The sequence below is a fragment of the Aeoliella straminimaris genome (genome assembly GCF_024054565.1).
In the GTDB taxonomy this organism is placed as follows: Bacteria; Planctomycetota; Planctomycetia; order Pirellulales; family Lacipirellulaceae; genus Aeoliella; species Aeoliella straminimaris.
The window spans coordinates 64036-87635 of sequence record NZ_JAMXLR010000026.1 but is presented as its reverse complement, the minus strand read 5'-3'; the positions used below and the strand labels follow the sequence as shown (position 1 = coordinate 87635).

Below are 23600 nucleotides of genomic sequence, written 5' to 3'. Positions count from 1 at the left end.
CCAAAACTGGGGTATTGCCACCCTTCTTCCCCAGTTGATATATGGGCCCAAAACTCCTGGAGTTTTGTCCCCCTGGGCGCAAAAAGCATCTGTGTTCTTCGAATGGATTTGAATTGCATTGGCCCAAAACCCTCTGAGTTGTTCTACAGCTGTTCATGGAGTTGTGTCAAAACTCCAATCGTGACAAGTCGCTCCGCGATCCAGCACCCGTCTTCCCGTAGCCACGCTCCTCCAGAGTTTGAACGGCCTATGGCGTCCTCGGCGAGAACGCTTCTCCCCCAGTTGCCCGCCATTGGGCGGACGGTGGCTAAGATGAATTGTTCTCGCCACTCCTCCGAACTCCGCATTTTCCCTCAACGAGTGTCAAATAGCTACATGCATTGGGGAAGATATTGAGCATAGACCCCGTCAGGCAGGGGAATAACAGTCTGCTCAGAAGTAGCAACCGAGGCACGCAGCACTCGGCATCACCCCGTTGCCGGAGCCTGGTTCAGGCGGTTTTTGCGCACCGTCACCTGCCAGCATGGCAACGCGGATCGGTTGGCAAAGTCAACCGATCGCGCTGACCCTGGATAAAGTTACGGCTTCACCAGTCACAACGGCCTTCCTGCCCGGCGGATGTGTGCAACTCCTCGAAGCTCGGCGAATTGTTTTGGCCTTTGGAGCGTAATTGGTAATAATGACAGTGGCTCTCAGGAGCATTAGGCCGCGGAGGCGGTGCATTTCTCATCAATTGTCTGTTCGTTGCGAGGCTTGCTGATGTCCTCGGGTGGTTCTACTTTGGACCTGTGGTTGTCCATACTTTGTGGTCGATGCACAGGTCACGGTTCGGAGGAACAAACCACGGGCACCGCGGCATCGGTAGTTGGCTCGCTGATCGACTTGCTACCGCTCAGTCTGGTGATCAAGGACACTCAGGGCAAACGCGTCTACGCCAACCGGCACTATTTGGCGTCGCTTGAGTCCGACTTTCAGGCCATTAGCGGCAAGACCGACTTCGATATCTTTCCCGCAGAAATTGCCGAGAAGTACCGCGAGGACGACCTCCACGTGTTGCGGACCGGCGAGCAACTGCGAGGTACCGAGGTACGCACCACGGCCGATGGTCGCACGGTGCGAGTGGAACGGATCAAAGGTCCCCTTCGCAACGATGCCGGCGAGATCGTCGGCGTGGTGGTGATTTTCTGGGACATCACCGAGCAGGTCCAGGCCGTGGAAGCACTCGACCTGGAACGCGATCTGATGCGGTCGCTAATGGAGAACATTCCCGACGCGGTGTATTTCAAGGATCGCGCGAGCCGCTTTTTGCGAGTCAGTCATTCGCAGGCGGAGAAGTTCGGACTCGAGAACGCCTCGGATGCGATCGGTAAGACCGACTCCGACATGTTCTCGTCCGAGCACGCTGAGCAGGCGCTGGAAGACGAGAAGCGAATCATGCGGACGGGCGTTCCGTTGGTGGCTCAGGTAGAAAAAGAGACCTGGGAGAATCGCGAAGACAGTTGGGTCTCGACCACCAAGATGCCGCTGAAGAACAGCGATGGCGAGATCGTCGGCACGTTTGGCATCTCGCGAGATGTCACGGAGCTGAAGCGAATGCAGAACGAGCTGACCGAAGCCCGCGATCAGGCGGAATCGGCCAGTCGTGCGAAGAGCGATTTTCTGGCGAACATGAGCCACGAAATCCGCACGCCTATGAATGGCATCCTCGGTATGACCGAGTTGCTGCTCAACACACAACTCAGCGAAGAACAGCGTGAGTACCAGCTTCTGGTTCAGAGTTCGGCCGAAGCGCTGTTGGCTTTGCTGAACGATATTCTTGACTTTTCCAAGATCGAGGCTGGCAAGCTCGAACTCGAAGATTTGCCCTTCAAGCTGCGCGACACGTTGGGCAATACGCTACACACCCTGGCGACAAGGGCGGCAAAGAAAGGGATTGAACTCGCGGTGCACATTCTGTCTGACGTGCCGGACGACCTCATGGGCGATGCCAGTCGCCTGCGGCAGATTGTCGTCAATCTGGTGAGCAACGCCATTAAGTTCACGCATGATGGGGAGATTGTCGTGCGGGTGGCGCCGGTAGAACTGTCGCCGGACCGGGCGAAATTGCGCCTTGCCGTTAGCGATACCGGCATCGGAATCACGCCGGACCAGCAAGAGAAGATTTTTGAATCGTTCACCCAGGCCGATGCATCGACCACCCGCCAGTATGGTGGCTCGGGACTGGGGCTTACCATCTCCGCCCAGCTAGTTCGATTGATGGGCGGGCAGCTCGACGTGGAGAGCGAGCATGGTCAAGGAAGCGAGTTCCACTTCACAGTCGAGTTCGAGCGCGCACAGCTCACCCCCGAGGTCCCTGCCAGTCACCTGGCCACGTTGCATCAACTGCCGGTGCTAGTGGTGGACGACAATCGCACCAATCGCATTATCTGCGAAGAGATGCTGAACAACTGGGGCATGAGCCCCTTGGTCGTCGAGAGTGGCCAGCGGGGTTTGGAAGAGTGCGAACGAAGGGCGCGGCTCGGCACACCGTTCCGTCTGGCCCTGGTCGACGTGATGATGCCCAACATGGATGGGTTCGAGTTCGTGAGCCGCTTGCGCGAGCGCGCCGATACGCAAAACATGCCGATCATTATGCTCACCTCGGCCGATAGGCCTGAAGACAAGCAGCGTGCCAAGGGGTTAAGCATCGCCCGCTGTATGACGAAGCCGGTTACCCAATCCAACCTGCTCAACGCGGTGACCATTGCCGTGGGGATCGCCCGAGCCGACGAATCTCCCTCCGACAGCGTGATCGCTCGGCGGGGGCAGAAATTTGTTAGCCGTCGCATCCTGCTGGCCGAAGACGGCGTCGTCAATCGCCAAGTGGCGACTAGCCTGCTCGAGAAGCGGGGCCACACGGTAACCGCTGTGGAGAATGGTCAGTTGGCCGTCGAAGCGGCGCGGCAGAGCGAGTTCGACCTGATTCTGATGGACGTCCAGATGCCGGTGCTCGATGGGTTCGACGCCACGGCCGCCATTCGCGCGTGGGAAAAAACTTCCGGCCGACACACCCCCATCATTGCGATGACAGCCCATGCCATGAAAGGCGACCGCGAGCGGTGCATGGCAGCAGGCATGGACGACTACGTGGCAAAACCGTTCCGCCCGCAGGAACTGTTTGCGGCCGTCGAGAACGTGCCGGCAGGTGAGGCCAGCGGGGAAGCCGAACTTACCTCGCCGAAGACCACCGAGTCCATCACCATCACTAAACCCGCGCCTCCGTCTTTCGATTACGAGCGGGCGTTGGAGAACGTTGGTGGAGGAGAGGCTCTGTTGCTGGAGATGATCAACCTGTTCGAGGTTGAGTGTCCGAAGCAAATGTCCGACATCGAAGAAGCCTACCAGGCTGGCGATTGCGAGATGGTAATGCGTTCGGCCCACACCCTAAAGAGCACGGTGGGCTTGTTTGCGGCCGACTCGGCAGCAGCGGTAGCCAAACGCATCGAGTACATGGGGCGCGACGGCGTGCTCGATGAATTCCCGGTACAGTGGAAGCAACTTATATCACTGGTGGAAGATTTGCTCGATGCCTTGAGGGCTCTCAAAGCAAAAATCGGTTAAAGGCCTTCCCACCGAAGGTGCATGGAGCGCGAAATGAAGGTTTTAATCGCTGAAGACAATGTGATGTACCGCAAGGTGTTGTGTAGCAACGTCGAGTCGTGGGGACATGAACCAGTGGCCGTCGAAGATGGCCTGCAGGCGCTAAAGGCGTTGAACGAGGAAGGCTCGCCGCGGTTGGTGATACTCGATTGGCAGATGCCCGGGTTGGATGGCATTGATGTGTGCCGCAGTGTGAAGCGGGATCCGGAGCATCCTTTCACCTACGTAATCATGCTCACCAGCCGCGATGCGCAGGAGGACATGGTGACGGGGCTCGACGCTGGGGCCGACGACTACCTGACCAAGCCCATTGATCCCAAGGTGCTGCATAGCCGACTGAGCGCCGCGGAGCGTATCGTCAAGCTGGTTCCCCCCAAGGAATGGGCCGTTCCGAGAATCGAAGGCTACGAAGTCCAGGAGATGCTTGGCAAAGGTGTCTTCGCCACGGTGTGGCGCGCCAAACGACAAGCGACAGGCGAGATCGTGGCGCTGAAGATCATCCGAGTCGACCTGGCGACCGACGAGGTATTCGGTCGATTTGCCCGTGAGATCGAACTGATGGAGAAGCTTGATCATCCGAACATCGCCCGGATACTCGATAGCCAAATCGACAAGAAATTGGCCTACTACGCGGTCGAATTGCTCGAAGGGGGGACGCTCGAACAGTACGTCAAGCGGCACTCGCCCAAGCCGGCGCTGTTACTGTTGATGACGGCCAAGGTGTGCGATGCCCTGGACTATGCCCATCGCCAAGGAGTGATTCACCGCGACCTGAAGCCTTCGAACATTATGCTCACCAAGGATCGCGAGCCGAAACTGGTGGACTTTGGTCTGGCTCGCTCGATGTTTAAAACCACGGAGTCGGGCTCGGCCTTATGCTCGATGGAAGGCACCGTGATCGGCACGCCACTGTTCATGTCGCCCGAGCAGGCTCGCGGCGATGTCGAAGCGCTCGACGGCCGTTCAGACATCTACGCCCTGGGAATCATTCTGTACGTGATGCTGCTTCGCAAACACCCTCATAAGGTGAATCACAGCGACCGTTGGGAGACCATTCGCGAGATCGCCGAGGGACAGGCGCGGAGCCCCAAGGAACTTACCCCCAAGTTCAACAGCGAGGTCGAGCAGATTCTGATGAAGGCTTTGGCTCACAAGCCAGAAGATCGCTACGCCACGGCGGGGGAATTCGGCGCCGCGATCCGCAAGTTCCTCAAAGGCCGGCTGGAATCGCAGCGGCGGAAGAAAGAAAGCGAAGCGTAGCCCTACGCGCCGGTTTGAGCGTTGGCAATCAATCTTGCCAGGTCACCGAACGTCCTGACGCCATCGGGCAGGGGATCTCGCACGCAGTCCAGGGCGGCCGCTGTAAAGCAGAACAAGACGCTGGGCAACGCGATGGCAGCAATGAACGCGGGGCACAGTGCTGATAAATTCCAGTCGCCCAGAATCATACCACCAGTCATGGTAGCGAGCGCTAGCCCGGCAAATAGGGCGGCGCCATAAGATCGCCCGAGCCAAGTTTCGGCCTTCGTCGGCGAAAGCAACGGTAACTCTATACCGCTGGCCCACGTTGACCTGCTCCAAAATGCCCTCAATCTGCCACCGCGTAGTACATCTCGAAGTTTGGTGGAGGGAGCAATTCGACGCCCCCGCACTTCTGGCAGTTGGCAGAGCCCGCGAAACGCTCCGGCCGGTGCACATGGAACACCAAAGACTGTCGTCGGATTCATGGGAGCGCCGTGGGCGTGGCGAGCAATGAACTCGGCAAGTTTGCGGATGGTGAGCGGCTGACTCGTTTCCGTGAGCCACTCCTGCCAAAGCTGCCGACCCTGTGCCGACGATATCTTCTCTCCTCGTTTCTCACGCGGCAAACGCAACCATACCTGCCACCGCCGATGATCCCATCGCAGGCCGAAGTAGTGACCGATCTCCGTCAGGAACTCCAGCGAGCACCCCATCTCCTTCTGCACCGTCTCGTAATAGACGCTTACCGAAGCATCGGGGTCGAGCGGAAACTCATGCCCGAACTGCTTATCCACGTACGCCTGAATCCCGCGCAGTACCTGTTCGGTGGTGAACCGTGGGCAATCGTCCATGACCTTAGACTCCGGAATTACTGTTCGTTAGCCAGATCGGTCAGCACGTCCTCGGCCACGTAGATGGGCAGCGGTGGTTCGCAGGTTACCGCCACGGCGATGGCGTCGGACGGCCGGGCGTCGATTTCCACCAGTTCGCCTTCCTGCCGGATGCGGAGTTGAGCGTAGTAGGTGTGGTCCTTCAGCGCGCTGATCACCACGTCCTGAAACTCGCCGCCCAATGCCTCGGCCACGCCGACCAGCAGGTCGTGGGTCAGTGGGCGTGGCGTTTCGATGTGTTTCACTCGGCGATCGATGCTGGTCGCTTCGAAGATGCCGATCAGGATGGGAAACGTCCGTGTGCCATCGATCTCCTTGAGGTAGATCACCTGACTATCATTGATCTCGCTGATGATAATCCGCGAAAGCTCCATAGCGACGGGCATGCCGCGATTCCTTCTGATGCAGTTCCGGGGATGAGCCGAAGGTCGAAACGTCTTCACCCATTCTATTGTAATCACGCTGCGTGTGGCGGGACAGCAGGCCTACTCGTCGGCCAACCGCGAAGTATGGTCGTGGATGATGAGCCACCTACCCGAGTGTCGCTCGAGCACCAAGGTGAAGTTTCCACCCACCGGATCGGGTTCCCGCTCCAGCGCCCAGCGGCCCAGCACCAGGGCGGCCGCACTACCGATGGGGCGCACCTCTAAGTCCGAAAAGGCGAGCTTACCCATCTTCTCAGGCGTAGGGTACTGTTCGCGGTAACGACGCAAGGTGCTGCCCCAACCGCGACGGGTCGTGCCGCCTGAACTGAAGGTCAAGTCGTCCGACTTCCAATAGTAGCGCATGAAGCCATCGATGTCGCCGGCGTTCCAGTACTCCTTTTGCTCCTCAAGGAGCACAGTAATCTGCTTGGTCAACGCTTCATTGGGGTCCGATTCCTCGGCCGAACGGGCGGGCAAAGTGGCCGCCACACAGGCGATCGTCAGGACCACTAAAACCGAATTCAGACGCGGAGCCATAATTTTTTCTCCCTAAAGCAAGCGTGCGATGCGGCACAGTCGAGGCACGCCAGCAGTCTACCATGTCGCATCCAATCGGTGCAAAGTGTCCCCATGGTGAATGTCGCCAGTGTGCGGTTCTGACGCACGTATTTCGACCGGTTAGGATTGTGCGAAAGGTATCGATTTCTATAGCGCCACTCCCGATAATCACACAAGAAACTGTTGGCGAAGACCATCGTCGAACAAGCTTTCTCGTGATGAAACGACAACGTGATCTGCCTGCCGAGAACCTACTAACGATTCAGGAGTAGTAGCGATGCCTACCCACCGTCAAGACGTGCAGAAGATGCTCACCGATCCGAAGTACTTGAAGTTTGTCGTCGAGATGGATCGCCAACTTCGCAGCGATCCTGCCTACAGATCGCGCAACCAGATCAAGATTCTGCAAGGCGCTGCACGTGGCGAGCGGATCATTCCGTTCGAAGACAAGTACGTCGTGAGCTCGTTCTTTCCACCGATGCCATCGAACGCCTTCAAGACATTTCTCGAAGGAGCCAAGTCGAAGGAACAGATGTACTCCGACCTTTCCGCAGGGCAACGTTCGGCACCACTTTCCACGCATGTTTGCATCACGACCCGTTGCCAGTATCGCTGCGAACACTGTGGCGCCACCACGCCCGATAAGTGCAGCGAATTGTCGCTCGAGCAGTGGCAGCAGGTGTTTGCCGATCTGCAGGACCTGGGTGTGGCTTACTTTGGCATCTCGGGAGGCGAGCCCCTGTTGCGGCGCGACCTGGAGGACATCCTCGCGTCGATCGACGATCGCAGCACGACACTCTTGTTCACCAACGGCCGGGCGCTCACGCCCGAGCGGGCGGCGTCGCTCAAGCGGGCGGGGCTTTTCTACCTGGCGGTGAGTCTCGACTCGCCCGACGAGTTGGAGCACAACCGTTTCCGCCGCAACCCGCGCGCTTTCGAGCACGCCCTTACGGCCATTCGTAACTCCTCGCAGGCGGGGCTCTACACCATCGTGTCGGCCGTGGTGCTGAAGCGACTGCTAACGCGTGAGAATCTGGTGAAGCTGTTCAAGACCGCGAAGGAGCACGGCGCTCACGAGGTCCGCATCCATCAGCCGGTGCCGAGTGGCGAACTGGCCGATCCGGCGGAGCACACAGAGGTTTTCTACACGCCTGACGACATCAAGATGCTGTACTACCTGCAGTTCGAGGTGAACGAGGGCCGTCCCGACCTGCCGAAGGTCAGTTCGTTCACCTACACCGAAGGACCCGACAAGTTTGGCTGCGGGGCAGGGGTGATGCACTCCTACATCAGCTCGACGGGAGAGCTGTGGCCGTGCGACTTCGTGCCGGCGTCGTTCGGTAACGTGCTCGAACAACCGGTCGCCGAACTGTACCGCAAGATGAACTGCATCGCGAAAGCACCGCGGACCACGTGCCTGGCGCGGACGGTAGCCAAGCAGCTGCAGGGCAAGGCCCTGCCGCTGGTGGGCGACGAGGCGGCCGACCTGTGCGCAGGTTGCAGCGGCGGCGAGCTGCCCCGCTTCTTCAGCGATTTGCAGGTAGCCTGAGCGTTGCGTGCGTCCCCTCTCCCAGGCCCTCACCCACTTGAGGCCCCGGGAGAGGGGACGCTTGCCATCGAAGCTACAGCTCAGCGAGCTTCTGGAGTGCTGCGCGGATGCTGACCAGCTGCTTCTTGGCATCGGCCAGCTTGTCGCGTTCGGCCTCGACCACTTCGGCGGGGGCGTTGGCGACGAACTTTTCGTTCTTCAGCTTGCCCTCGATCGAACGCTCGTACTTTGTGAGCTTTTCCTCTTCGTTCGTGAGCCGCTTCTTCTCGGCGTCGACGTCGATGTACTTGCTGACGTCCACGTGCACCTCGATGCCCACCAGGTCGCCGGCCAGCGGAATGCTGGCGGCCATGTCAGGCGGGGCGATCGTGGGACCCAATTCGGCCGCCGTGGCGTTGGCCATCTTGGCGAAGTACGGCTGCATCGCTTCGAGCCGTTTGGCAACCTCGGTGGGGCACTTCACGTTGAACGACAGTTCTTCTTTCATCGTGATGTTCTGGCGGCTGCGAATCTCCCGCACCGCACCCAGCACGGCCTGGAACTCGGCAAACTGCGATTCGATATTTGAATCGACGTGCCCATCGTGCCACTCGGGCCAGGGCGAGATGCAGATGCTCTCAGTCGCTTCGCGGTCGGGGTTTGTGAGCGAGCGAACTGGGGCCACTTCGTTCAAGAGCTGCCAGATCTCTTCGGTCAAGAACGGCGTAATCGGATGCAGCAGCCGCAGCAGCGTGTCGAGTGCGTGAGCCAACACCCGCTGGGCGGTAGCTCGTTGCTCGGGTACATCGAAGCGGGCCTTGGTCATTTCGATGTAGAAGCTGCAGAACTCATCCCACGCGAAGTCATACAGCGTCCGCGCGGCGTCGGCATAGCGGTAGGTATTCAGGGCGTGGGTCACCTGCCGCGTCACGGTCGCCAGCCGCGACAGCAGCCAGCGGTCTTCGAGCAACAGCTCCTCAGTCTTCACTTCGCCTGGCGTGTAATCTTCCAGGTTCGAAAGCGAAAACCGCGAGGCGTTCCACACCTTGTTGCAGAAGTTGCGGCCCAGCTCGAAGCGGTCGCTGACCACCGCCCCACGCTTGAGCGCTTTGTCCTCGTCCTTTTCGGCCCACTGCGTGCTGAACGGCTCGTGGCACTTGTCGCACTCGATCCGCGGCAGGATGCGGTTCTTCTTGGTTTGCTTGATCAACGCATCGCAGTGCGGGCACTCGAACTCCACCGGCATGCGGACGTCTTGCGTCTCGGTCGTGAGGTACGCGATGCCAAACCGCAGGGCGTCCGCGCCGAATTTCTGGATCACGTCCAAGGGGTCGATACCGTTGCCCTTGGACTTCGACATCGTCTCGCCGAAGCCGTCGAGGATCTTAGGGTGGATGTACACCTCGTGGAATGGCACCTCGCCCATGTTGTACTCGCCCATCAACACCATGCGGGCGACCCACAGCGTAATGATGTCGCGCGACGTGATGAGCGTGGTAGTCGGATAGAACGCATGCAGCTCGTCCGTCTCCTCAGGCCAACCCAAGGTGGAGTGCGGCCAGAGGGCAGAGCTGAACCAGGTATCGAGGACTTCTTCGTCTTGCTTGTAGCCCCACGATGGAGATTCAAGCTGCTCTTCGGCCTTGGGATTGCCAGGACTAACGCTGACATACGTCTTCACCGTGCGTTCAGCCTCATTCACTTCATACCGAACCGAGTGATTCTGCGGAGTCAAATGGCTTTTCTTGTCGGAGGCAAAGTGAGTGGACACGCCCTTTTCCGCTGTAGCGATAATTGGGCCTAGTGCTCCCTCGGGAAAACCATCAAATGTGGATTGTCGAGTCCAAACGGGTATCCGATGACCCCACCAAAGCTGTCGCCCCACCGGCCAGTCGCGTTTCTCGCTCAGCCAGTCGAGGTAGGTCTTGATGTAACGTTCGGGGACGATTCTCACCTTGCCGCTGGACACAGCGTCCATGGCGGTTTGGGCCAGCTGGTCCATCTTCACGAACCACTGGTCGGCCAGGTAGGGCTCGATCGGGGTCTTCGAGCGGTCGCTGTGCGCCAGGTCGATCTCGCGGTCTTCGCGATCGGTCTCGGGATCGTGCAGGCCGAGCTCCACCAGATCCTCGACCACCGCTTCGCGAGCCTTCTTCATGGTAAGGCCGCGGTATTTCTCGGGCACGTTTTCGTTCAGCGTCCCCTCGGGGTTGAGAATGTTGATTGCTCCAATCTCTTGGTTGCGCTGCCATACTTCGTAGTCGTTGGCGTCGTGCGCGGGCGTGATCTTCACGCAGCCCGAGCCGAGTTCAGGCTTCGCCCAGATGTCGGCGATGAGGGGGATTTTCCGTCCGGTGAGTGGCAACTTCAGCATCACGCCACGGGCGGCCATTTCGGCGAGCGTTTGCAACTCGTCGAGCTTGGTCTTCTCCCGCTCGGCCAGCGCTTCGAGTTGCGCTTCGATCGGTGGCTTCTCCTTGGCCGGTGCGGCGGCTAGGCGTTCTTCGAGTTCTTTCTTCACCTTGGCCAGCTGAGTGGCCGGCTGCGGATGCACCGCCACGGCCGTGTCGCCGAGCATCGTCTCGGGACGCGTGGTGGCAATTGTCACATGCGTTGGCTCGCCCGGCTTCGCGTCGATCACCGGGTAGCGGAAATGCCAAAAGTGTCCCTTCACCACTTCGTGGAACACCTCGTCGTCGCTCACGGCCGTCTGCAGGTAGGTGTCCCAGTTCACCAGCCGCTTGCCGCGATAGATCTTGCCATCACTGAACAGCTTGAAGAACGTCTCGCGGACCGCCCGGGCGCAGGTGTCGTCGAGCGTGAAGCGGGTCCGCTCCCAATCGCAGCTGCAGCCGAGCTGCTTGAGCTGGCCGAGGATCCGCTTCTCGTATTGCTCTTTCCACTGCCAGATGCGGTCGACCAGGCCCTCGCGGCCCAGGTCGTGACGGGAGACCTTCTCCTCGGCCAATAGCCGTCGCTCGACCACCGCCTGCGTGGCGATGCCAGCATGGTCGGTGCCGGGCATCCATAGCGTGTTGTAGCCCTGCATCCGCTTCATGCGGATCAGAATGTCCTGCAGCGTGTTGTTCAGGGCGTGCCCCAGGTGCAGGGCCCCGGTCACGTTGGGCGGGGGGATGACGATCGTGTAGGGCGGCTTCCCGTCGACCGTCTGCGACAGCTTGGGGTCGGCGTGGAAATACCCCTGCTTCTCCCAAAACGGATACCACTTGTCCTGCGCGGCGGCGTGATCGTACTGGGCGGAGAGAGATTTCATAAATGCGGCTGGGGCTAGGCGAGCGGGGTCCGTGAGGCCCCTGGTCGGTCGGAGGTAGTGACGAATGGCAAGTGGCGAGCGAGTTCACCAAACAGACGATTTTCCCGCAAATCAGCCGGTGCGCAAAGGGTGATCGTGGGCGATCCGCGAAGGCGAATGTCTACGGCAATTCGGTCCTGGACGGCCAGATTTCCTCGTGCTTGACCTCGCCATCGACGGCATGATGCCGAATAGCCAGCTGCGGAGTGGTGGCGGAATCACTCAGCACCACCGACATGAATCCCCCGGCCACGCGCAGATATCGATGCATTCCCTCCACAAATTCATCCTTCTTCCAACCCTGGGCATGTTGGTCCGAGGCGGGACCGCACGAATACTCTCGCAACTTCGACTCAGGATCGACCGAAACGTACTGCCAGTGCCGGTCACCGCAAATCACCCACAAGTTTTTGTGGCCGGAGAGCAACTCACGCAATCGCTGCCCTTCATGCTGGAAGTCCTTGTTCGCAAGATTGTCGTGCTTGTTTTCGCGGTCCGGGCCGACGATCGGCGTCGGACTGATCACCAGCTTGAACGTCGCCTCCGAGTCGGCCAGCGTTCTCTCTAGCCACTCCCATTGCTCCCGGCCCAGGATGGTCTTTTGGGGGCCATCCTCCATCGTGTTGGGCGACCGAAACTCGCGACCATCGAGCAGCCACAGTTGCAGATCGCGGCCGTACCGGATGGTTCGGTAGGGAACTGGCGGAGCGGCTGTTTGTTCGCGGAAGATCGACACACCCTGATCAAAGGTCAATTCGCCATAGGTTTGGCCGGGCCAGCAGTCGTCCTTCAAGATGTCGTGGTCGTCCTTCAAAAAGTAAGCCGGCACACGATTGTGAAACTCAACCTGCCAAGGCATCGAGTAGATGCGACGCCATTTTTCCCGCGCGTTAGCAACGTTCTTGCCAAGTAGCGGCGGCTTGTCGTAGTACACAACGTCGCCAGTGTGAACAAAGAAAGTTGGTTGCAGGCCTAACATCGTCTGATAGATCCGAAATCCGTTCTCCCGATCGTCGCGATCTTCGTACTGCTGACAATTGGCAATCACCAAAGTGACGTCACTCGGCGTAGTTGTCTCGGGATGGGTGCGAAATACCGATTCGATCGTTTGCCCCGCCTGGCCAGCAGTCGAGCGGCTTCTAACTTCAAGCTGGTATCCGGTGCCAGACGATAGTCCCTCCAGCCTCGCCTGATGGATGGCGTCGCTCTCCGAAGTGGTAGAGACCCACTTCGTGGTGTTCCACGGCTGGTCCGTGCCCGATTCACGCCAAGCGACCTGAACCTGGGCTGCTTGGGCATGACCGTTTGAATCAGTGGTCCGCGTCCACACGACGACCGACGAGTCGCTCAACTCCGCGATCTTGATGCCAGTATTCATGCAGACCGGCTGCTCCGCACTGGTCGCCGCTTCAGCGACCAGTGCTGGCATGGCGACGGCGACAAAAGCTGCCAGTGCCGTTGGAACTTGACTGGTGGTGCACATTCGATTGATCGGAGCCTCCGAGATATGTGTCGGTGGGGGCAGCGGCCGCATCCGCCGTTAGCTGGCCGGATTTCCTTCGTCTTTGCACAGCTTGTACTCGATGCTGTCGACCAGGGCGTCCCAGCTGGCTTGGATTACGTTCTCGTCTACGCCCACGGTGCCCCAGACCTCGCCGTCCGAGTCGCGGCTTTCGATCACCACGCGGACACTGGCCGCCGTGGCGGCCTCGCTGTTGATAACGCGCACCTTGTAATCGACCAGATGCATGCCACGGAGGTTCGGGAACAACCCGTTGAGCGCCTTACGGAGCGCGGCGTCCAGAGCGTTCACCGGGCCATCGCCTTCGGCCACTTCGTGACGCACTTCGTCGCCCACGAGCAGTTTGACAGTGGCCTCGGTGACTGGTTGGCCGCCGCGGCTTTCGACCGAGGTGTGAAACTTTACCAACTCGAAGTGGGGTGTGAAGCTGCCTGCTGCTCGCTTAACCAACAAATCGAACGACGCCTCGGCCGCCTCGAACTGATAGCCCTTATTCTCCTTGTCGACCACCTCGCGGAGGATGCTGTCCATCAACTGCTTGTCTTCGGCGATGTCGTGTTTGGTGGTCATGGCGATGATGTTCGATCGCCCTGACAGTTCGCTTACCAGCACCCGGCGTTCGTTGCCCACGCTCTCGGGCGCGATGTGCTCGTAACTTTCGGCCACGCGGTTCACGGCGTGCACGTGCATGCCACCTTTGTGGGCGAACGCACTCGGTCCGACGAATGGCTGATTGATGCGGTAGCTCATGTTGGCGATTTCGTACACGTACCGCGACAGCTCGGTCAGGTGTTCGAGCTCGCCCCGCTCCAGCACCTCGTAACCTTGCTTCTTGATGGCCAGATTTGCTGTGACCGAGACCAGGTCGGCATTGCCGCATCGCTCGCCCAGACCGTTAATGGTGCCCTGCACCTGCACCGCGCCGGCGTCGACGGCGGCCAGCGAGTTAGCCACCGCCAGGTCGCAGTCGTTGTGCGTGTGAATGCCCAGCGGCGTAGTGACCTTGGCGGCCGCCTCTTTGACGATGCGGACAACTTCCTCGGGCATGCTGCCGCCGTTGGTGTCGCACATCACGATGTGCGATGCACCGGCCTGTGAAGCAGCCTGAATGGTCTGGGCGGCGTACTCGGGGTTGGCCTTCCAGCCGTCGAAGAAGTGTTCGGCGTCGTACACCACCTGGCGGCCGAGCTTCACAAAGTACTCCACGGTTTCGCCGATCATCGCCAAGTTCTCTTCCAGCGATACGCGGAGCACTTCGTGCACGTGGAAGTCGCTGGTCTTTCCAACGATGGTGATGACGGGTGCCTGGGACTCGACCAAGGCCTTCATACCGGGGTCGTCCGCTGGTGCCACTCCCTTGCGGCGGGTCATGCCGAACGCACAGACCTTGCTGTATTTCAGCGGTTCGGCTGCCAGTCTTTGGAAGAACTCGGCATCCTTGGGATTCGAGAGCGGGTAGCCCCCTTCGACGTAGTCGAACCCCATTTCGTCCAACCGCCGCGCGATCATTACCTTGTCTTCCAACGAAAAATTCACGCCCTCGCCTTGGGCGCCGTCGCGAAGAGTGGTGTCGTAAAGTTCGATTTTCATTGGAAGGATTCGGGGATCAGGGGTCGGGGGTCAGGGATTCGTTATTCTTATCCGAGAGGGAGCGTTGGAGTCCTCTCAGCATTCTGCGCTGTTCGGCAATGGATTCGAGCAACTGGGAAGTTCGTTCTGCAGTGACATACGACAGCCGGATGGAAAGCTCGACAAAAGTCTCGACTTCGGCCAAGGAACCAACTGCGATTGAAAGGAACCTCATGTATTCTTTCGTTGAATTTCGGGCATGACCTTCTGCGATGTTCGCGGGAACAGACACTACCGCCCGGCGCATTTGGCTGGTTAGCCCAAACTTTTCCTCATCGGGAAATGTCTTGGTCATGTTGTAAACCCGCTCGGACAGCTCCATCCCGAGCTGCCAAACCTTCAAGTCCTTAAAGCTTTCAATTTTCACTATCTTAGCCCGCCTGGTGTTCCGTCTGTATTCGTTGCCTCCCTGACCCCCGAATCCTCACCCCTGGACCCTCGGTAAACAAAAAAACCCCGAGGCTTTTGGCCTCAGGGTCGAGATTGTACCGGATTTGGTCGAACCGCCCTAAGACCGCCGTTGTCCCGCAATAATAATGATTCGCACGCCGAAGTTGGTGGGCTGGTGAATCATGACTGGGGTGTTTCGGCAGTTTCCAGGGGAGAATGGGCAAATTCAACAGCTTAAGTCTAGCTGCTGATCGCCGAGGGTCAAGCCAGCCGGCGATACCCGCGGGCCGCGGCCAGTATGGTCCCCAGAAGGGCCAGTGCGGAGGGTTCGGGAATGGAGTTGCCGAACGGATCGATTCCCCCCGGTCCCTTCCAGAACGATACGTGGGAAATTTCGGCGGAGCTGTTTGAGAGGTCCATCAGATTGAGCATAACCGGCATATACGTATACAGGGTGAATCCTGCCTGACTGGGGCCCTTCACCGAATAGAACAAGAGGTTCTCCTCGCCGGTGTACTTGAAATAGGCCATGTCGAGACTGGTCAACTCGCTGGCGCTCGTGACGGCATTCAATCCGTCGGCGTCTTCAAAGAACATGAAGTCGCTGCCCATGCCGTAGTCGAAACTGACCTCGTCCGACTTCGCCAAGAACATGATATCGGTCGATAGTGCGGGGTCGTTGTTGGCGTTGTAGTCGTCAATGACGTCCATCACGTCGCCAATGGTATCGTTTCCGCCGTTACCTCCGCCGGTTCCGACAATCATTCCCGCGTGGGCACTCGGAGAGAAACTCAGCAATGTGGCTATAAAGAAGAGAGCCAACCAAGAAGAAAAAGCACGCCCTATAAGCGCACCTCGCCCCATTTGGTTTTCCAAGAACATCAGCAACTCCAGAAGCAGAATTCAGTAGGCAGGACGAATTGGGGTGGGCTTTGCAGGCGATGAGAAGCCGCCTTCTCCCCGCGATTCGGAATCCCACTTTCAGTCTAATTCGTACTTTTGGAGTAACAAGTAATTTGCGGTGAGAACCTCCGCAAGCAGCCTGTTTTAAGTGCTTTTATGCTTTTTACAGGAGCCGGGCGATCGCAGTGCGACGTGTCATCAAGCGACGGTTTCTCGCTCGTCTTCCTCTGCTTCGTCCCACTCCTCTTCAGCCTCTTCGGTGTCGTCTTCCTCGTCCCACACGCCATCTTCGCCGTACGACTCGTCGTATTCTTCTTCGTACTCTTCCTCGGCTTCTGCGTCCGGTTCGTAGTCTTCCTCTTCCTCTTCTTCGTACTCCTCCTCGTAGGCTTCCTCGTACTCTTCCTCTGGTTGCTCGGCGTCTTCAGTCGACTGGTCGGTATCGGAGTCTTCCCAAGGGGCCGTTTCATCCTCCTCGTCGTCTTGCTCCTCTTCCGACTCCGACTGATAGGCGATGCGGTTCGACCGTTTGGGCTTAGGTTCGTCCAGCAGCGTCGTGGGCGGAGGGGCATTCTGGCCGCCGCCGTTATCGGCTGCGCTGCTTCCCTCAGAGTCCGTGGCGCCACCCCCTTCGCCATCACGCATGGCTTCCCATTCGGCCATGGTGATGGTCACTTCGCGGGCTTGCGAACCGTTGTACTGGCCGACGATGCCGTCTTCGGCCATGAAGTCGATCAACCGCGCGGCGCGGCCGTAGCCGATGCCAAGTGCCCGTTGCAGTAGTGATACACTGCCGCGGCCTTCGCGCACCACCACTTCGATAGCCGCTTCGTACAGTTCGTCTCGATTCTTCAAGCTGCCCGCGGTGGCTTCCACCTCTTCCTTGGTCTTCAGTTGCATCAACTCGCCGGCAAACTGCGGTTCGTCGGTGCCAATACAATCGACCACACGGGTGATCTCGTCGTCCGAAAGGAACGTTCCCTGGCCACGCAACAGCATGCTGGTACCGGGCGAGAGGAACAACATATCGCCGTTGCCCAGCAGTTTGTCGGCGCCCATTTCGTCGAGCACCACGCGGCTGTCGGTACGGCTGGCAACCTGGAACGCAATGCGTGCCGGCAGGTTACTCTTGATCAAACCGGTAATGACGTCGACCGTTGGCTTCTGGGTCGCGAGGATCAGATGGATACCGACGGCACGACTTTTCTGGGCGAGGCGAATGATGTGTTGCTCGACATCCTTGCCCGCGGTCATCATCAGATCGGCCATTTCGTCGGCCACGATTACGATGAACGGAAGCTGCTTGGGCACTTCTTCCCATTCGGCTTCGCTGGCGGGCTGAATGCGATCGCGCAGCTCTTCCTCGCCCAACTGGTTGTACACACTAACGTGTCGCACGCCGGCGCGGGCCAGCAGAGTGTAGCGCTCTTCCATCTTGTCGACCGCCCAAGCCAGGATGGCCTCGGCCTTCTTCATATCGGTCACTACCGGGTGCATCAGGTGCGGCAGCTTGCGATAGCCGGATAGCTCGACCATCTTGGGGTCGATCATCAGCATCCGCACTTCGTCGGGGCCACGGGTCATCAGCATCGACACGATGATCGAGTTCAAACACACACTCTTACCGGTACCCGTACGACCAGCAATCAACAAGTGTGGCAGCGCAGCCAGGTCGACCGCCATGGGATTGCCGGCGACGTCCTTGCCCAGGTAGATGGGAATCTTCATCCGCGAGGCCTTGTTGTCGGTCTCTTCGATCACTTCACGCAATCGGACCAACTGACGAGTCTCGTTGGGCACTTCGATGCCCACGGTGTTCTTGCCCGGGATGGGGGCCACAATGCGCACGCTCGGCACTCGCAGCGCGATGGCCACGTCGTCGGCCAGACCGGTAATCTTCGACAGTCGGAGCCCCGCTTCGAGTTGCACCTCGTACTGGGCAATGACCGGGCCGGTTTCGATTTCGACCACGCGAACGTTGAAGCCGAAGTTCTTGAAGGTCCGTTCCAGCACTTTGGCTTTACGGCGAACCTCCTTCTCGTGTTCCTCGTACGACACGTCCTCGGGCGGATCGAGCAGTTCGACCGATGGCAATTCGTAGTCCAGCGATGGAGTGCCGTCCTGGTCGGCGGCTTCGAGTTGCTCGATAATCTCGTCTCGCTCGCTCCTGGGCTTGGGTTTCTTGAAGCGGGGAGCAGGTTCGGCTGGCGGAGGTGCCTGTTCGGCAACTTCTGTTGCGGGTGTTTCGCTCTCCTCCTCGGCTGATTCATCTTCGGTATCGCCTTTCAGCGCAGCGGTAAGTCGCTTTGCCATACGGCCTAGTGGACTCTTCTTGGCCGAATCGGCCGCCTTTTCCTCGACTTCGGTTACTTCGTCTGTCGCTTTGGCTCCAGGCGTGCGAACGGTGAGCCCAGCACCGTCCTCGTCGTCTTCCTCTTCGTAATCCTCCTCCCAGGCCTCGTCGTCTTCGTACTCGTATTCGTCCGACTCGTACTCTTCCTCTTCTTCGCCAAGGTCGATGGGGTCTTCCACGTCCGTTTTGGGGCGGAGGCTGTTTGTTGCGCGGCTCAGGTTGGCCAGGCCTCGGCCCGAGACACGGGTCGTGGCGGCGGCGACCTGGAACATCAGATAGTCGGTGGTAAGCAGTACACCCGCCACCAGCACGCTTAGAGCGAAAATGAACGAGCCGGCGTGGGCGAAGTTCGACTCCAGCCACGCCCGCCCCAGCGCGCCAACGTAGCCGCCGGCGCCGATCATCGGGCCTGGGGTCCAGCGGGGTAGCAACAGGGAAGCCAAGGTGCAGATGGCCAGCATCGCCAGAGCCCAGCCGGCCAGCCTCAGCGTCGGCTGGTTGATCGTGCGCTGCCGGAACAACAATATCGTGAGCACCGCCAGCGAGGCCAAGGCCACAAAAGCGCCAATGCCCAGGGTCTGTAGCAGATAGTGAGACAGCACCGCACCCAGCCGCCCACAGGCGTTTTGCGTTGACTCGGGTACTGGGTAGACCATGCCAGCTGACGAATCGGTCAGCGCCACGGGGTCAGCCCGATGGTACGTAAACAGAGACAGGCCGGTCAGCAGGGTGACGGCGGCCAGCAGCAGCGCAGCTATGTCCAATTGGCGATTGCGGTTTTCGAACATCAACCGTGGACCGACTTGAAACGGGGGGGCGGATTATAACAGTCGCGTTGGCGCCGGTCCCTCAGCGCAATAGCATCCAGTCATCAGTGGCATCGACCAGCCAACTGGTTCGCGATGAGGTTCGTCGCAGCGGTCGCTAGCAATTCCGCCGCCGGCAGAATGCTTACAACGCGTATACCGGTTACAACAGCCGCAATCCAATAAAAATAGCCCGCGATCCGAAGACCGCGGGCTGCTAAGGTGTGTGCCAGAGAGTGATCCAGCCGACCCCCTGGTACGGTGAAATCACTCTCGGCGCCAATCGCTCAAGTTCGCTGGAGCGTTGTGCCGCTAGCGGCGACGGGCGGCCAGGAGGCCGATGCACGTCGCTGCCAGTACGAACGTTGAGGGTTCGGGGACGGCCGCACTGCTGACCGAACTGACGGTGCCAGCGGTGCTGCGGCCGAAGTATTGTTTCCACACGCCATAATCGTCGGCGTCCACCACGTTGTCACCGTTGCCGTCGGCCGATAGCCCCGCACCGGCGGCGCCGAGCGTGTTTCGCCAGACAGTGTAATCGGCAAGGTCGACGGCGCCGTCACCGTTGTAGTCGCCCGGCACGTCGGTAGGTGCATCACCTACGTAAACCACGCGCCCGTCAAACTTGCGTCCCATGGCATCGGTCCAGATGAAGGAAACATCCTCGCTGAAGGAGTAGATGTCGTAGCCTTCTCCCAAATCGAGGCCGGTTGCCCCGGCCGAGATGGTAGAGCTGGTAGGAAAGCCACCATAGTAGGCGTCGATGATCTGCTCGCCGTTCGATCCACCGGCAACCTCCCAGCCGGACCCACTGCCCGTGCCAGTCGGAAATCCCGAGTTGCCGGCCAGACCACTAAAGTTGGCGTCGTCCAACGCCTCCGAAGGACTGCTGATCGAGTAACCGCGGATCTGCAGGCTTTCGGGCGAGTTGGAGTCGTTGGTCGCGCCGTTGTTGTGCATCGTCATACTGCCATCGGCGCGATCGATTTCGAGCACCAGATCAGAGGGGCCCTCCAGAAATCGAAACTCGTGCCCACCGATCTCGTTGGTTGGCTCCGAACCCGGCGAGGCAGTGAAACGAACCGCTGCGTAGCGGCCCGAATACTCACCATGCAGCGGCAGCGGCAATAGAAAGTTGCCGCGAATGCGGCTGTCGCTATCGCTCAACTCAAACGTCGTGTCGGCTGGAACTAGGGACAACGGTCTGAGGTCATTGCGAGCGGATCCAAACCTGCGACGCTCCACCACGGTTGTTGCGGGCGTAGTTGGGAATGGCCAGCAGTGCGGAACCGTCGGCAAATTTGCCACGGATTACCATTACGCCACCCAGCAGATCGTCGCGCCACTCGGTTGTGAGTTCCGTACTCGCATCGAGCACACCATCCATTTTGTTGCCGTCGACGCTTTCGATGTTGTATACCAGCGGACCTCGGCGTAACGCCACGCGGCCGCGATTCGCCTGAACACGGTCGTCGCACTTCACGCGTTGCACCGGCAGTGGGAGTACCAGCTCCAGCGTGTCGCCCGGTTTCCAAACGCGGCGCACCACGGCGTAACCTTGTTCGATGTTGGTCGGCACCCTCTCGCCGTTGACGGTGAGTGAATCATAGCCCAACTCGGCGGGCGTGCTGGAGTAAAGCGTGCTCACGTCGCGTTGCGGAATGCGAACCCGCACGGCAAACTCCTTCTCCTCCTGCGGGTTGATCACGATCTTCACGTTGCCGTCCCACGGATAGCGAGTCTCTTGAACAACTTCCACTTCGGTGCCAGCCACCTTACCGACATCGAACGTACCACCGACGAAAAGTTGCACGTACAGATTGTCGTCGTTCGTGGCGAACGCCCAACTCGGTAACATTAACAGCGTGCGGGGTATGTTCCCCACGCAACAGGGACAGACATGCCAGGGGTAGCGACCATTCCACGAGACCAGCGGATTCTGGTAGTAGAAGTTCTCCCCCGGCAAATCGAGCGAGCCGAGCAGGGCGTTGTACAGTGTCTCTTCCAGCAGGTCGATGTACTTCGCGTCGTGATAGGCGCGATTCATCTTCTGCTCGAGGAACAGCATGCCGCAACTGGAGCATGACTCACAGTAAGCATTGTTGGGCAGCGAGTAGTTGGCGCCAAAGCCTTCGGACGACTCGCCGCTACCGATGCCGCCGGTCACGTAGTACTTCTTGTTAACCAGATTGTCCCACAGCGACTTGACGGCCGAGCGATACTCCGCGTCGCCCATTTCCGTCGCGATATCAGCCATACCCGAGTATAGATAGACGGCCCGCACTGCATGGCCCACTGCTTCGTACTGCTGCTGCACCGGCAAGTGGCTCTGCGAGTACTTACTGCCCTCCTGCCGACAGTCGAGCAGGAACTTGGCCAGAGCAATGTACTTGTCGCCGGCCCCGGGGCCATCCACCTTGTTGACGAACACTCCAAACCGCACCAGTGCTTGTTCCATCTCCTGATGCTCGTCCCACCATAACTGCTGTTGTTTGCCAGGGCCGATGTTCGTTGCCCAGCAGTCGGCGAGTTTCTTGGCCGCATTGTACAGCCGCCGGTCAGTACCATCGGTAAGTTGGTAGTGCGCAATGGCGGACTCAAGAAAATATCCCGCTACGTACCCCTCGTGCCCGGTACGGTGGGCAGGCTGCCAGCGATCCATACGGTCGTTCAGGGTAAAGGCAGTCTGCAGGTAGCCATCGGGTTCCTGGGCGGCGAGGATCTGAGGAATCCAATCCTCGAGCGTCGCCTTCATGTCTGTTTGCGCGTCGATCATCTCTTGGTCTCCGTTCGGATCGACCATCAGTGCCAGGCAAATCGACTCCACGGTCTGGTGTACCCAGGCGTTGCTAAACACATACCCCCGGTGAGCGGACGCCTGCTCGCCTTGTAGCTTTTTGGCTGCTTCGGCGAAATTGTTCAGCCCTCCTTCTTTCAATTCGGGATCCTCGATCAGGTCGATGCAATGGGGAATCCAGTTGGTAATCACCGCGTGCAAACGACCGTCCCACAAAGGACTATCGATCTTGTAAGGCGTGGTGTAGACCACTTCGAGCGGCTCTTCGGTCGGTGGTTGCTCCACTTCGACGTTCACGATCGCCGACATTTCGCCAGCGTCATTACCGACGGTCAGTTGCAGTTGATAGGAGCCGAGGTCCGAGAATCGGGCCGTCGTGGTCAGCGCCTGCGCATCTTCGAACTGCACGTCGCCCGGTCCCGATAGCTTTGACCAGCGGACCTGCAACTCGGCTGTATCGTCCAGCGAGATGATGTTCCCGTGCAAATAAGTCTTGCTGTCCAGCATCACGATGCGGTCAGCATCGCCGACAACTCGCGGCGGAAAGGCGGGCGACTCGCCATTGTCGAGCACGCGCCACTCCAGAATGCCGGTGGAATGCTCTCCATCGGAGTCGATCTCCAGTCGCAGCCGAGGTGTCGTGATTATGTCGAATTCGACCACATTGAACTTGTCGCCGGTCACTCCCACTTGCTCGCCGCCAGGCACGGCACGGTACTCGCCATCTTTCCAGTACAGCAGGCGAGCGCTGGCCGGCAGGTCGATGCCACGATTGTCGTCCCACCAGTACACTTCGATTCGTGAAGTGGTGATCGGCGCATCCCACTGGTACTCCACCCACTGCGTACCCCGGCGGTTATAATTTCCATAGGTACCGTGCGACCACTCGTACGAAGAGGCCGGTGCGTACCCGTCGTTCAGTGCGTTGACGGTCGTGTCGTGCGAAGTGAACGAACTGGAAGGCTGCGCAACGATTGCCAGATTCCTTGGTTCCTTGCCCGCCACACAGGTCGACGTTGTCATCGGTGCCAAACAAAAAGAGAAGAACAAGACCATTCGGCCCAGGGCATGCGCCCGCAGATTGCTGCTAAACATGGAGAGGCTCCTTTCAACTTCAAGTATAAGCGGCTGCCGCCGGCAGCGCGAAGTCGGGCGCGGCGGGGGCGACCATCAGTTCGCCGGTGACGCGCTGCAGACGTTCGTGAGAGACATTCAGGTGCGTCTGAAAGAGGTTGTCGAAGCGGCGCCGCATTGCGAACTCGCTGCAGTCCGTCAAGCGGCCCATTCGATGAAAGGAATGGCCGCCATCGCTTGCGATGAGGCTGTCCGCGCCGCCTCCTGCGATGCAGAAGCTGCAACCCGAGCTTTAGAGACACACCTGCTAGCCGACCTGCTCGTTCAACTGCAGGAGCAGCAGTGCCAGAGACGCAGGGACCGAGGCGGGAACAAGTTTATTGGGAGCCGCCCACTTGAACGCGCAATGAATGCGATTCGTGTACCTGCTTGCCGTAGCGCGGCTTACAACCGACTCGATGATCGCCTGCCGCACCACCTTCAAATCTCCGATGCGAAAGGTGGTAGCCGGTCGATCTGAATGGTCGGGAA

15 protein-coding genes are annotated in these 23600 nt (G+C 59.3%); 3 read left to right on the top strand and 12 right to left on the bottom strand.

Going from position 1 to position 23600, the window contains the following annotated elements:
- Nucleotides 1–792: 792 nt before the first annotated feature.
- The gene (locus NG895_RS07265) at nt 793–3600 is read left to right on the top strand and encodes a hybrid sensor histidine kinase/response regulator (protein ID WP_252851808.1); all 2808 of its coding nucleotides are present in this window, start codon (nt 793–795) and stop codon (nt 3598–3600) included.
- 33 nt (nt 3601–3633) lie between these two features.
- The gene (locus NG895_RS07260; RefSeq protein ID WP_252851807.1) at nt 3634–4899 is read left to right on the top strand and encodes a protein kinase domain-containing protein; all 1266 of its coding nucleotides are present in this window, start codon (nt 3634–3636) and stop codon (nt 4897–4899) included.
- Nucleotides 4900–4901: 2 nt separating this feature from the next.
- Here the strand turns inward: NG895_RS07260 and NG895_RS07255 are convergent, their stop codons facing one another.
- The 3 genes from NG895_RS07255 to NG895_RS07245 form a co-directional block, all read right to left on the bottom strand.
- Complete coding sequence (locus NG895_RS07255; protein ID WP_252851806.1) at nt 4902–5732, bottom strand: hypothetical protein; 831 nt, start codon at nt 5730–5732, stop codon at nt 4902–4904.
- A gap of 17 nt (nt 5733–5749) precedes the next feature.
- The gene (locus tag NG895_RS07250; RefSeq protein WP_252851805.1) at nt 5750–6157 is read right to left on the bottom strand and encodes a bifunctional nuclease family protein; all 408 of its coding nucleotides are present in this window, start codon (nt 6155–6157) and stop codon (nt 5750–5752) included.
- Between the two features lie 99 nt (nt 6158–6256).
- Nucleotides 6257–6733 (bottom strand): YybH family protein, encoded by a 477-nt coding sequence (locus NG895_RS07245; RefSeq protein ID WP_252851804.1) that lies wholly within the window; start codon nt 6731–6733, stop codon nt 6257–6259.
- A 298-nt stretch (nt 6734–7031) separates the two neighbouring features.
- On the opposite strand from NG895_RS07245, the gene NG895_RS07240 reads away from it, so the two are divergent.
- Nucleotides 7032–8303 carry a radical SAM/SPASM domain-containing protein gene (locus tag NG895_RS07240; RefSeq protein WP_252851803.1) on the top strand — a complete coding sequence of 424 codons (1272 nt, stop codon included), beginning with the start codon at nt 7032–7034 and terminating at the stop codon, nt 8301–8303.
- 73 nt (nt 8304–8376) lie between these two features.
- On the opposite strand, the gene NG895_RS07235 is transcribed toward NG895_RS07240, so the two are convergent.
- The 9 genes from NG895_RS07235 to NG895_RS07195 form a co-directional block, all read right to left on the bottom strand.
- Nucleotides 8377–11556 carry a valine--tRNA ligase gene (locus NG895_RS07235; RefSeq protein ID WP_252851802.1) on the bottom strand — a complete coding sequence of 1060 codons (3180 nt, stop codon included), beginning with the start codon at nt 11554–11556 and terminating at the stop codon, nt 8377–8379.
- Nucleotides 11557–11716: 160 nt separating this feature from the next.
- Nucleotides 11717–13078: an alkaline phosphatase D family protein gene (locus NG895_RS07230; protein WP_252851801.1), complete on the bottom strand. Its 1362-nt coding sequence runs from the start codon at nt 13076–13078 to the stop codon at nt 11717–11719.
- 57 nt (nt 13079–13135) lie between these two features.
- A complete protein-coding gene (gene cimA / locus NG895_RS07225) occupies nt 13136–14707 on the bottom strand; it encodes a citramalate synthase (RefSeq protein WP_252851800.1) in 1572 nt (523 codons plus the stop codon).
- Between the two features lie 16 nt (nt 14708–14723).
- Complete coding sequence (locus tag NG895_RS07220; RefSeq protein WP_252851799.1) at nt 14724–15113, bottom strand: four helix bundle protein; 390 nt, start codon at nt 15111–15113, stop codon at nt 14724–14726.
- A 284-nt stretch (nt 15114–15397) separates the two neighbouring features.
- Complete coding sequence (locus NG895_RS07215) at nt 15398–15934, bottom strand: hypothetical protein (protein WP_252851798.1); 537 nt, start codon at nt 15932–15934, stop codon at nt 15398–15400.
- 303 nt (nt 15935–16237) lie between these two features.
- Nucleotides 16238–19180: a DNA translocase FtsK gene (locus NG895_RS07210; protein WP_252851797.1), complete on the bottom strand. Its 2943-nt coding sequence runs from the start codon at nt 19178–19180 to the stop codon at nt 16238–16240.
- A 330-nt stretch (nt 19181–19510) separates the two neighbouring features.
- Nucleotides 19511–20398: a dockerin type I domain-containing protein gene (locus NG895_RS07205; protein WP_252851796.1), complete on the bottom strand. Its 888-nt coding sequence runs from the start codon at nt 20396–20398 to the stop codon at nt 19511–19513.
- A gap of 10 nt (nt 20399–20408) precedes the next feature.
- Nucleotides 20409–23090 (bottom strand): beta-L-arabinofuranosidase domain-containing protein, encoded by a 2682-nt coding sequence (locus tag NG895_RS07200; RefSeq protein ID WP_252851795.1) that lies wholly within the window; start codon nt 23088–23090, stop codon nt 20409–20411.
- A gap of 19 nt (nt 23091–23109) precedes the next feature.
- Entirely contained in the window at nt 23110–23271 is a 162-nt protein-coding gene (locus NG895_RS07195; protein ID WP_252851794.1) for a hypothetical protein, read from the bottom strand.
- Nucleotides 23272–23600 lie beyond the last annotated feature (329 nt).